Below are 12,039 nucleotides of genomic sequence, written 5' to 3' on the forward strand. Positions count from 1 at the left end.
TAATAACGATTTAAAGAAATACATTTGTACTTCAAAAAAATAAATTTAATGAAAAATTTTAAAATTAGACCTACACTTATTACTTTATCTGTTCTTGGAGTTGCTATTTTTCTTTTGTCATGGGGCGTTATTGGTCATGAACGAATCAATAGAGCGGCAGTAATGGCACTTCCAAAACCATTACAAGCATTTTTTTACAATCACATTGATTTTATCACGCAAGGATCTACCGTTCCGGATTTGAGAAGAAATGTTTTGAATGATAAAGCGGAGCCGCCACGTCATTATTTTGATATGGAGAATTTTGGTGCAGTGGAAACTTTTCCCAAAACAATGGAAGAAGCGAACCTTAAATATGAGGAGAAATTTTTGACGAAAAACGGAATTTTACCTTGGTACATTCAGGATATGATGGTCAAATTGACTAAAGCTTTCAAGGATAAAAGAAAGAATGAAATATTATTCATCGCAGCTGATTTAGGACATTACATTGCTGATGCGCACATGCCATTGCATACTTCGGACAATCATGACGGACAAAATACCAATCAAAAAGGAATTCATTCTTTGTGGGAAAGTCGTTTGCCGGAATTGTTTGCCAAAGATTATAAGCTTAATGTACCGCAAGGAAAATATTTAGAGAATGTAGAGAAAGCAACTTGGGATATCATTTTTGACACCCACAGTTTAGTAAAGCCTTTATTGGATACTGATAAAAAATTAAGAACTGCAACTGCTGAAAACAAAATGTATGTAACGGATGCAGCTGGAAATGTGGTGAAAAACAAATACGGCGGAACGTTATATTCTGATGAATATGCTGCTAAATTACACACGGATTTGAATGGAATGGTCGAACAACAAATGAAAAAAGCCATTAGTGCCACTGCAAGTTTTTGGTACACAGCATGGGTAAATGCGGGAAAACCGGATTTAAGTAATCTTGATGCTACTGAACTGACTAAGCGCAATAGTAAAACTTTAAAAAAGGATTTAAAAACTTTTGAAAAAGGAAACCTCTTTGGTTTGACAAACGAAAAAGAATAACATTATATTTTCAATTAGAAAACGGGTGAGACATTGATTTCACCCGTTTTTTTATGCTAATTAATTTTTTGATAATTCTTTTTCTTCAATATATCCGATGCCGTTTGATAGTAAGAAATGGTTTCGTTAACTAAATCAGCTCTTTCTTTTTTAAGCGGTATTTGATCATAAAATATTTGAAAATCAGGAGCTACTTTTTGGTTGGGTTTTAAAGTCAATTGAAATTGTTTTACGGTTTGTTTTGGGGAGATAATCGTCAAAACATTGTCTTTTATCAATCCTAAATCCTGGTATGTGGCAATCAAAGCTCGTGGTTTATAGTCTTGTTTTAGAACATCCTGTCCATAAAATTTACTTTGATAATCAAAATTTAACAAACCGAATAGAGTTGGCATTACATCAATTTGCGACATCAGATTGGTGTATTTTCTTGGTTCAACAAAACCTGGACTATAAATTATTGCCGGAATTCTATATTTATCAGCAGGAAGTTCTGTTTTTCCTGCACTGGAAGCACAATGATCAGCAAGAATTACAAAAACGGTATTGGTAAACCAAGGCTGTTTTTTGGCCATTTCAAAGAACTTTTTCATCGCATAATCTGTATACTTTACACCGCCATCACGTGATTTTGCATCTCCGGGAATGTCAATTTTTCCATTTGGATACGTAAATGGTCTGTGATTGCTCACAGTCATAATGTGGTTGAAGAACGGCTTATTTGCTGTTGCTTCTGTATTCATTTCCTCAACGGCTTTGTTGTACATATCCTCATCACATACACCCCAAATATTAGCGAAAGTTATTTCATTGGGTTCAAATGTTTTTTTATCTACAATTTCATATCCATTTCCTGAAAAGAAATCTCCCATATTATCAAAAAAGGAATCGCCGCCGTACATGAATTTTACAGCATAACCTTTTTGTTTAAAGATGCCTCCGGTAGAAAATTTGTTTTTATTGTCTTCTCGTTTTACCACACTTTCACCAGCTGTAGGAGGAAAGCATAAAGTAACGGCTTCAAGACCGCGAACCGTTCTGTTTCCAACGGCATATAGGTTTGTAAAAACTAAACTTTTGGTTGCTAAACTGTCAAGAAATGGCGTGATATTTTTCTCGTTGCCATACATTTTCATAAACTCCGCACTGTAGCTTTCAATAGTAATCAGAACCACATTTTTGTGATTTTCGGCAGCTTCATTTTTTATTTCTCTTAAAGTTGTTTCTCCTGAAATATTAGGAATTTGTTTTTGTAATTGAGCAAAAGCTTGATTATTTGGAACTGTTTTATAAAATTTAAAATAATCCAATTCGCTTTTCATAAATGCTACATAAAATTTATACAAACCGTTGGCCTGTAATTCATTGGCAAATATATTTTGAGAATTTTCTTTGAAAGATAAAGCGGGAATTGCTAATAATGATAATCCGAAAAGCAGCAGGTAAATTCCGGAAATTTTGATTTTTTGTACAAAAACAGGAATACTTTCAATATAATTTTTTGATTTTTTTACAATAAAATAAGTTACAATTCCTGCAATAATAAATAGCGCTGAAAACAACGGAATAACAGGATAAGATTCCATGATATTTCCGATAACTTCATTAGTATAAACCAAATAATTTACTGCGATAAAATTATATCTCACCCCAAATTCATTCCAAAAGAAATACTCGCTGATTGCGTTTTGCAGAATTAAAATTACGTAAAGGAAAATGACGAAGGAAAATAACCAAAGTCTGATTTGGTTTCTATATTTTGGTAAGAAAAGTAACAGTCCAAACAATATTGTTTTTATCGAAATAAAGACAGTTACAATTTTTGGTAAAGCACTACCATATTCGTTGAGTATCGTGTTTCCAAATGAAACGTAAAGTATCAAGGCTATTAATAATCCAAAAATTAGATATCCGTAGGGTTTGTAATATTTTGCATTGGATATGAAAATAAGATACAACCACAAAAATCCACTGACTAAAATAAAAATAAAAATATCAGAAATCAACCCTAAGACAAATAGGGAAAGCGTATCCACCCATATAAATGATGTTTGTGTTATGGGATGAAAGAAAAGTATAACTCTGACAATAAAACTTACACTAATGTAAAACAGTAGTAAATAATAAAATGGATTGGCTTTTTGCAACAATTTCATAATGATAAATTTAAAAACAAAAGTATACATAATTTTTATTGTTATTTTTTAAGAACTGCTTAATATTTTATCAAAATTAATATTAGCTTAAAATCAAATTTAGTGAGGTTTTTTTTAGAATAAAATGAATAAGTTTACTTCACATTTTAAAAGGATTTCACAATGAAAAAAAATATAATGATTTTGTTTCTTTTCATAGGAACATTAAGCTACTCTCAAAATTGGGAGACGAATTTTGAAGAGGCAAAAGCACAGTCAATTTTAGAAAACAAAAACATTCTACTTGTGTTTTCAGGATCAGACTGGTGTGCACCTTGCATTAAATTAGAAAATACGATTTGGAAATCAGAAGATTTTAAAAAAGAATCAAAACAGAAGTGGGTGCTTTATAAGGCTGATTTTCCCAAGAAAAAAGCAAATATGTTATCCGCTGAATTGACTGCGAGCAATAAAAAATTAGCAGAACAATACAACAAATCAGGAAATTTTCCTTTAGTGCTGTTGCTGGATAAAACAGGAAGTATATTAGGAATTACTGGTTACAAAAACATAACTCCGCAAGAATACATACAAATCATTCATTCCTTTGAGAAATTATGAAAAAAATACTCTTCATAGGTTTTTTATTCACAACGGTATTAGCAACTTCTCAAATTACGCACAAAAGAAAGCTAATGATGTTAGGAAGTCCTTTTGAGGTTACTGCTGTTGCAAATGACTCTATAAAAGCCAACGAATTTATTGATTTAGCGGTTGCCGAAGTAAAACGAATTGAGCATTTAATTTCCGATTGGATTCCAACAACACAAATTTCAGAAATTAACCGCAATGCAGGAATAAAACCTGTAAAAGTCGATATCGAAGTTTTTGAATTGGTCGAAAGATCTATAAAAATCTCGCAAATAACCAATGGCGCATTTGATATTTCGTATGCTTCGATGGACAAAATATGGAAGTTTGATGGTTCCATGAAAGTAATGCCAACCGAAGAAGCCGTAAAGGAATCTGTGGCAAAAATTGGATACAAAAACATAATTCTAAACCCAAAAGAACAAACTGTTTTTCTTAAATTAGAAGGAATGAAATTAGGTTTGGGCGGTATTGGACAAGGTTATATTGCTGATAAAGTCAAAGATCTATTGTTTTCGAAAGGGTGTCTTTCAGGGATTATAAATGTTTCAGGCGATATTAATGTTTGGGGAAAACAACCTGATGGAAAACCTTGGACTGTAGGAATTGTAAACCCTTTGAATAAAAATAAAATTTTCGCCACTTTTCCGATAGAAGATGGCTCCGTGGAAACTTCAGGGAGTTATGAAAAATATGTTAATTTCAACGGGATCCGCTATTCTCACATTATTGATCCCAGAACAGGTTACCCGGCAAGTGGCATTGTCAGTGTCTCCGTTTTTGCCAAAAAGACAGAAATCGCGGATGCTATGGCAACGGGAATTTTTGTGCTTGGAGTAGAAGTAGGGTTGGATCTTGTCAATCAAATTAAAGGCCTAGAATGCATTATTGTTGATGATAAAGGCAAAATCCATTCTTCAAATGGAATTGACATCAAAAAATATAATTAATTAAAAACTACAGTCATGAAACAGAAAATAGCCTTTGTTTTTTTTACACTACTCGTTTTACAATCGTGCAGTTCCGTCAAAGAATATGAAAAAGAGAAAATAAATGATCCTGACATGAAGCTTTCAGCACGAACAGCGGAACGGTATGAAACGTCTTTTCAAATATATCGTGAAGCTGCTGCAGGAGCCAATGGTGGTAAATCGGGAGGTGGTTGTGGTTGCAATTAGTCAAATAAATTATTCCAGATTGTAAATTTCAATCCAGTAAAAAATGAAAATAAAAATTTTATCTCTTTTTATCTTAATTACGGCAACTGCTTTTTCTCAGGAAAATAGTAAAGAACCGGTTTTCAAAAAAAGGGTATTAGAAAGTACGGAAGTTGACTTTTTAGCCAGTTATTACAATCAAGACGGATCAAAATCAGCCGTTTCTGGTGGAATTGGTTCGGAGAAACTTACCGATGTAGCCTCTAATATTGTCGTGGCAATGCCTTTGAATGATGATGATGTTTTGACTATTGATTTAGGAATATCGGCCTATTCATCAGCTTCTTCCAGTAACATAAATCCATTTAATTCCACTGGCGCTTCTGGCGGCGCAGAAAAGGGTGATAATGGTAAAATAACAGGAAATAAAGCAGTGGCCTCCGGACCTTATGGAACGCCTTGGCAAGCGTCATCCGGTGCTTCAAAAAGTGATCAATTGGTTTCTGTTACGGCTAATTACAGTCACAGCAGCGACTCTAGAAATTTTATATGGAATGCAGATGTTTCTTTTTCGAATGAATACGATTATACTTCTGTTGGTTTTGGTGGAGGAATTGCAAGTCTCTTCAATGAAAAAAACACGGAACTGAGCTTGAAAGTAAATGCATATTTGGACCAGTGGAGACCTATTTATCCCACTGAATTGCACGAATATTCAAAATATGGTTCTAATTTTTTAAATCAAGGCTATTTTAGCGGGATATCGGTTTTGGATCAAAACGGTGAATCCACAACAAATTATTTGCCCTCAGCCTTTCAAACAGTAAATGCGGTTAACCGAAATTCTTTCTCAGCTTCGCTAGGGCTTTCTCAGGTTTTAACCAAGAAATTACAAGTTTCCGTTTTTTTTGATGTATTGCAGCAGCAAGGATTATTATCGTCTCCTTATCACCGAATTTATTTTGCTGACAAAGCCAATTTTTACATTGGACAGCCGGAATATATTAGCAATTACGAAAGTACAAGCAACGCCGGAGTCTACAAACTAGCGGACGATATCGAAAGATTACCCGATTCTCGTTTTAAAATTCCGGTGGGAGCGCGTTTGAACTATTACTTCAGTGACCGATTTATATTACGAACCTATTATCGTTTTTATTCTGATAACTGGGACATTCAATCGCATACCGCCAGTTTTGAGCTTCCTGTGAAAGTATCGGATAAGTTTACTGTTTTTCCTATGTATCGCTATTACACACAAATGGCTTCAAAATATTTTGCGCCTTATGAAACGCATTTGTCAACAGAAAAGTTTTACACTTCTGATGCTGATTTAGCAACATTTGATGCGAATCAATATGGTTTTGGTGTAAATTACACCGATATTTTTACTGCGGGTAAAATTTGGAAATTTGGGTTGAAAAATATTGATTTTAGATTCAATCATTACAAACGAAGCGATAATCTGAATGCAAATATTGCTACAATTGCTTTCAAATTTGTAATGCAATAAAACCTAAATTTACAAAAACGATAAAAATGCACATACTAATTGTAGAAGATGAAGCAGGAATTATTCAATTTCTGCAACAAGGATTAGAAGAAGAAGGGTATACAATCACGAGTGCTTCTGATGGTTTAAAAGGATTTGAGTTGACTCAAAAACATAATTTTGATCTAATTTTATTGGATTGGATGTTGCCAAAAATCACCGGATTAGAACTTTGTAAATCCATTCGATTAAAAAACACAACGACTCCGATCATTTTTTTAACTGCAAAAGATACCGTTCAGGAAACAATTGAAGGTTTGAAAGCAGGTGCGAATGATTATATCAAGAAGCCCTTTAGTTTTGATGAATTAGTGGAACGCATCAAAATTCATTTCAGAAACCAAAATGTCGACGAAGTGCTGACTCTTGGCACCATCAAAATTGACACGGCGCAACATCGTGTTTTAGTAAATGAAATTCAAGTGGCATTGACCCAACGTGAATTTGAACTGTTGACTTATTTGGTAAAAAACAAAGGTAAAGTTTGCACCAGGACTCAGATTATAGAAGATGTTTGGGACATTCATTTTGAATATGACACTGGTGTAATTGATGTTTTTATGAATGCAATTCGTAAAAAATTAAATTTAAAAATTGAACAAGACTACATAAAAACAGTTCGCGGTGTAGGTTATATCGCTAATGAATAGATTAAGATGCAACAACTTTCCTTTAAAAATAGAATTGCTTTCAATTATATTGTTACCACAGCTTTATTGATTTTTGTGGTTTTTTTTATCATCTTTTCTATTGTTAAATTTAGTGTTTACAGCCATGTCAATAACGACATTACTAGTGAAGCTGAAAAACATTTCAATGAAATTGAATTTGTAGGCAACAGTTTTCATTTGATTCATGAACAGGAATGGATGGAACGCGAGCACAATACGCTGGACGTAAATCCGGTGTTTATTCAATTTATAGATCAAAATAGCAATGTGATTGAAAAATCGCCCAATCTTAAACAATCTACTTTAACTTTTGACAAAGAGAATGCTGATAATAAAATCTTTGATACCAAATTAGTCGACAACGCGATTCGTCAAATTCAGGTTCCAATTTATAAAAAAACAAAAATTATTGGCTACATAATAATTGCCATGTCACTGGAAGATGTTACGAGGGTACTTGATAATATATTTGAAGTGTTGATTATTTCCTATCCCGTAATACTTATTTTGCTGTTTTTTATCGCTCGATTTATCGCTGGAAGAAGCATAAAACCAATTAGTACCATTATCACGACTTCTAACATTATTACCAAAGATAATCTGAGGTCCCGAATTCCGTTACCGCAAAACCGTGACGAATTGTTTATTTTATCGCAAACCATCAACAATTTATTAGACCGAATAGAAACTGCCGTTGAACGAGAAAAGCAGTTTACTTCAGATGCTTCTCATGAATTAAGAACGCCATTAACGGTGATCAAAGGAACTTTAGAAGTTTTGATTCGTAAACCCAGAAACCACGCTGAATATGAAGAAAAAATTAATTTTTGTGTTACAGAAGTCAATCGCTTAAATCATTTAGTGGATCAATTGCTTTTATTGGCTCGATTTGAAAACCAAAAGCAAACCTTAAAAACGGAGAAAGTATATTTGAATGCATTATTTTTAGATACAATTGCTCGATATTCTACAGTGATACAATCAAAAAACATCAGTGTTTCGACTGAATTCCTTAAAGATTATTACTTGGAAACCGACAATTATTTGTTTTCGATAGTAATTAATAATCTAATATCAAATGCATTAAAATATTCAAATCAAAACGGAAATTTGGCTGTCACCATAAAATCTATCGGTTCTAAAATTGAATGTCAGATCACTGATTCCGGAATTGGAATACCAGCTGAGGACTTAGAAAAAATATTCAACCAGTTTTATCGTTCAAAATCCAGTAATCATCCAGAAATTAAAGGAACAGGATTAGGATTGTCTATCGTAAAAAGATTGTGCTCCTTGCTCAACATTGATATTGCAATTACCAGTCAGGCACATAGCGGAACCACCGTAATTTTAAGTTTATATGAAGTGAAATGAGCCAAATTAGTGCTTTTGAATATTAATCCGAGAAATGTGGAGAGAGGAAATCTTACTTCAACAATCACTATTTTTTCTCCAATAGTGATAGATATTGTAATTATGAATGCCAATGTCGGAATGTATTTGGCGGCTTCGGATGTTATTTTAGAAATTGTTGATACGGATCATTTACATTTAGAATTAGCTGTTTTTACAAAAAATATTTTAAATATTAAAATAGGACAGAAGATTCATTTTAAAGTCCCTGAAGCAACGAAAGATGTTTTTAATGCGGAAGTACATTTGGTTGGAAAATCAATTGAAGGAAATGACAGAACGATTAATGTTCATGGACATTTAGACGATGCGATACAGCAAAAGTTATCAACAGAAATGTTTGTTGAGGCTGAAATTATCATCAATTCCAAGAAAGGTTTGGCGATTCCTTCTGAAGCAATAATAACTGAAAATAACAAAAATTTCGTACTTTTATTGGATAATAAAAAAAATGGATATTCATTCAAGAAAGTAAGCGTTACGGCAGGCGAAAAATCTGAAAATTTCGTCGAAATACTTCCGAGTACAATCATTAATGCTTTTTCAAGGATTTTAACAAAGGATGTTTTCGATTTGGCTAATTAATAAACAGTAAATAAAATGGACCTGAATAAATTAAAAGATCAATTGCAAACAGAAGTTGATACTGCCTTTTTGTATGATAGTATTGCTGCCATTCAGTCCGACGATACGCTGACACGAGTATTGCGTAGTCTGAGTGAAATCGAAAAAGGACATGCGAAACATATGTTTGATAAAGTTTTGACTCTGGAGCCAAATTACACAATGCCTTTGCCTTCTACAAGAGCAAAATTTCAATTGAAGTTGGGCAAAATCTTTGGATATACTTCTATTATTAGTAACCTTGCGAGTATAGAAAAGCAGTTTGCGGTAAATTCAATCAAGAATAAAATCAAAAGCGGGGAAAAACCAACAGGTTTTGAGCACAATCATCTAAATATTATTGAAGCCGTAAACAATAATGCCGCCTTGAATGTTTCCGGCGGGTTTTTGTCAAAATTTGAAAGCAGACACAAATCAGTGGGCGGAAACGCGTTGCGAGCTGCCGTTTTAGGTTCTAATGACGGATTGGTTTCGAATTTGAGTTTAGTAATGGGCGTTGCCGGAGCAGCCGTTTCTAATGATACGATATTGTTAACAGGAATTGCAGGACTTTTGGCAGGAGCAATTTCAATGGCTTTGGGCGAATGGCTTTCGGTGCAAAGTTCGAGAGAATTAAACCAGCGTCAAATTGAGTTGGAAACCGAAGAATTAGAAGCTTCACCCGAAGAAGAGAAAAAAGAATTGGTATTGCTGTATCAAGCCAAAGGAATGAATGCTGTCGAAGCACAGAAATTAGCTGACAAAGCCTTTGAAAATCCTCAAACGGCAATTGATGCTATTATCACAGAAGAATTGGGAATAGACAAAGAAGAATTAGGTGGTTCGGCCTGGGAAGCGGCAATAGCTTCATTCGTACTTTTTGCTATTGGAGCGATTATTCCATTGTATCCATTTATGTTTTTAGATGGAAAAAATGCCATTTTATTAAGTGTCGGAAGTAGTGTGGTTGGGCTTTTTGGTATTGGCGCCGCAATAACATTATTGACCGGAAAAAGCGTTTTATTTTCCGGATTTAGACAAGTTTCTTTTGGATTAGTCGCCGCAGCTGTAACTTATGGAATAGGTTCCGTAATCGGGGTTTCATTAGCGGGATAAAATAATTAATGTACGAGAACATATTAAACTTTAAATAAAAAAATTATGAATGATGCTCATTTACACATGGTCGTAAACCATTTTCCAATTATCGGAACCTTTTTTGGAATTGGAATTTTAATTACAGGAATATTTTTAAATAACAATTCCGTAAAAAATACTGCTTACATTCTATTTATTGTAGCAGCTATTTTTGGTGCATTCAGTATGGGAACTGGCGAGGGAGCAGAGGAAATGGTGGAAGATTTTCCAAATATAGGCAAAGCAATCATCCATGAACATGAAGAATTAGCAGAGAAATTTGCTTTAGTACTTTACGTAACCGGAAGTTTTGCTTTAATTTCATTAGTAGCCTCTGTAAAAAAGTTCCGACCGGCCAAAATATTTTCATTTATTACGCTTGTTTTAGCATTGATAGGTGGAATTATGGCTATAAATGTTGGGACTTCGGGAGGAGAAATTCGTCATACTGAAATTAGAGAAAATAATGCTGTTTCGGCTCCGGCAAATGGGAATCCATCTGCTGAAAAAATATATGATAAAGAAGACAAATAATATTAATTTAACAAAAATTAGTATTAATGTTAAAATAAAAATTGCTTTGTAAATAATTTATCTCTTATATTTGCAAAAGAATTAAAATATATCATCCAAAAATGTTTACAAATCAATTGCACCATCATCATTTTCATTATTGCTCTCAAGCGATGTGTTAATGATATGTGTGTAAATCATCATATTCTAAAAACCCGTTTGAGTACATCAAACGGGTTTTTTATTACCCATCATTTGTACTCAATCAAAATATTCTAAACAAAAAAAAAAACAAAACAAAATGAGTACATTAAAAATTGCAATTCAAAAATCAGGACGTTTAAACGAAGACAGCATTCAAATTCTAAAAGATGCTGGTATTTCAATAGATAACGGTATCGACCAATTAAAAGCCGAAGCGTCAAATTTTCCTTTAGAGGTTTTATATTTAAGAAATTCAGATATTCCTCAATATTTGATAGATGGAGTTGTAGATATTGCGATTGTTGGCGATAATTTATTAGTTGAAAAAGGAAACAGTATTGAAGTAATTCAAAAATTAGGTTTTTCAAAATGTAAAGTTTCCGTTGCTGTACCAAAAGCATTTAATTACAAATCCGTTCAAGATTTAGACGGTATGCGTATTGCAACTTCTTATCCTAAAACAGTGCTAGATTTTTTTAGTTCTAAAGGGGTGACAGTCGATATACACCAGATATCAGGTTCGGTTGAAATTGCTCCAAATATAGGTTTGGCCGATGCTATTGTTGATATTGTTTCGAGCGGAAGTACTTTGTTTAAAAATAATCTAAAAGAAGTTGAAGTTATTTTTAAAAGTGAAGCGGTTTTGGCTGTTTCTCCAAAAGTAAGTCCTGAATCCCAAAAAATAATTGATACGTTAAAATTCAGAATCGAATCCGTTTTAAGAGCACGAAAATCGAAGTATATCCTGATGAATGTTCCAAATGACAAAATTGATGCTGTTGGAAAAATTCTTCCGGTATTAAGAAGTTTAACCGTTTTGCCTTTGGCACAAGAGGGATGGAGTAGCGTTCACTCTGTTATCGACAAGGATAGTTTTTGGGATGTGATTGATCAATTGAAAGAAGCTGGAGCCGAAGGGATTTTAATTTGTCCAATTGAGAAAATGGTGCTTTAAG

Annotated in this window: 12 protein-coding genes; 11 read left to right on the forward strand and 1 reads right to left on the reverse strand. The window is 33.4% G+C overall.

The window, feature by feature from the left end:
* The first annotated feature begins 48 nt into the window (after positions 1-48).
* Positions 49-1,047: a zinc dependent phospholipase C family protein gene (locus ACP7AV_RS06095; protein WP_426091170.1), complete on the forward strand. Its 999-nt coding sequence runs from the start codon at positions 49-51 to the stop codon at positions 1,045-1,047.
* Positions 1,048-1,103: 56 nt separating this feature from the next.
* Here ACP7AV_RS06095 and ACP7AV_RS06100 read toward each other — a convergent pair whose 3' ends face one another.
* Positions 1,104-3,203: an LTA synthase family protein gene (locus ACP7AV_RS06100; RefSeq protein ID WP_426091171.1), complete on the reverse strand. Its 2,100-nt coding sequence runs from the start codon at positions 3,201-3,203 to the stop codon at positions 1,104-1,106.
* A gap of 162 nt (positions 3,204-3,365) precedes the next feature.
* On the opposite strand from ACP7AV_RS06100, the gene ACP7AV_RS06105 reads away from it, so the two are divergent.
* The 10 genes from ACP7AV_RS06105 (at position 3,366) to hisG (ending at position 12,038) form a co-directional block, all read left to right on the forward strand.
* Positions 3,366-3,803, forward strand: a complete 438-nt coding sequence (locus ACP7AV_RS06105; RefSeq protein ID WP_426063706.1) for a thioredoxin family protein — start codon at positions 3,366-3,368, stop codon at positions 3,801-3,803.
* On the forward strand, positions 3,800-4,783 hold the full coding sequence (locus ACP7AV_RS06110; protein ID WP_426091172.1) for an FAD:protein FMN transferase: 984 nt from the start codon (positions 3,800-3,802) through the stop codon (positions 4,781-4,783). Before ACP7AV_RS06105 ends, ACP7AV_RS06110 begins: the two co-directional genes overlap by 4 nt.
* Before the next feature lie 15 nt (positions 4,784-4,798).
* Positions 4,799-5,011, forward strand: a complete 213-nt coding sequence (locus ACP7AV_RS06115; protein ID WP_426063708.1) for a DUF4266 domain-containing protein — start codon at positions 4,799-4,801, stop codon at positions 5,009-5,011.
* Positions 5,012-5,054: 43 nt separating this feature from the next.
* Positions 5,055-6,503: a DUF3570 domain-containing protein gene (locus ACP7AV_RS06120; protein WP_426091173.1), complete on the forward strand. Its 1,449-nt coding sequence runs from the start codon at positions 5,055-5,057 to the stop codon at positions 6,501-6,503.
* 26 nt (positions 6,504-6,529) lie between these two features.
* Positions 6,530-7,192, forward strand: coding sequence for a response regulator transcription factor (locus ACP7AV_RS06125; protein WP_426091174.1), 663 nt, complete (start codon positions 6,530-6,532; stop codon positions 7,190-7,192).
* Between the two features lie 6 nt (positions 7,193-7,198).
* Positions 7,199-8,587: a sensor histidine kinase gene (locus tag ACP7AV_RS06130; protein WP_426091175.1), complete on the forward strand. Its 1,389-nt coding sequence runs from the start codon at positions 7,199-7,201 to the stop codon at positions 8,585-8,587.
* 15 nt (positions 8,588-8,602) lie between these two features.
* Positions 8,603-9,211 (forward strand): efflux RND transporter periplasmic adaptor subunit, encoded by a 609-nt coding sequence (locus tag ACP7AV_RS06135; protein WP_426091176.1) that lies wholly within the window; start codon positions 8,603-8,605, stop codon positions 9,209-9,211.
* Between the two features lie 15 nt (positions 9,212-9,226).
* Entirely contained in the window at positions 9,227-10,345 is a 1,119-nt protein-coding gene (locus ACP7AV_RS06140; RefSeq protein WP_426091177.1) for a VIT1/CCC1 transporter family protein, read from the forward strand.
* 45 nt (positions 10,346-10,390) lie between these two features.
* The gene (locus ACP7AV_RS06145) at positions 10,391-10,900 is read left to right on the forward strand and encodes a hypothetical protein (RefSeq protein ID WP_426091178.1); all 510 of its coding nucleotides are present in this window, start codon (positions 10,391-10,393) and stop codon (positions 10,898-10,900) included.
* A gap of 280 nt (positions 10,901-11,180) precedes the next feature.
* Complete coding sequence (hisG, locus tag ACP7AV_RS06150; RefSeq protein WP_426063714.1) at positions 11,181-12,038, forward strand: ATP phosphoribosyltransferase; 858 nt, start codon at positions 11,181-11,183, stop codon at positions 12,036-12,038.
* Position 12,039: the final 1 nt, after the last annotated feature.

The sequence above is a fragment of the Flavobacterium sp. DSR3-2 genome (assembly GCF_049896525.1).
Lineage (GTDB): Bacteria > Bacteroidota > Bacteroidia > Flavobacteriales > Flavobacteriaceae > Flavobacterium.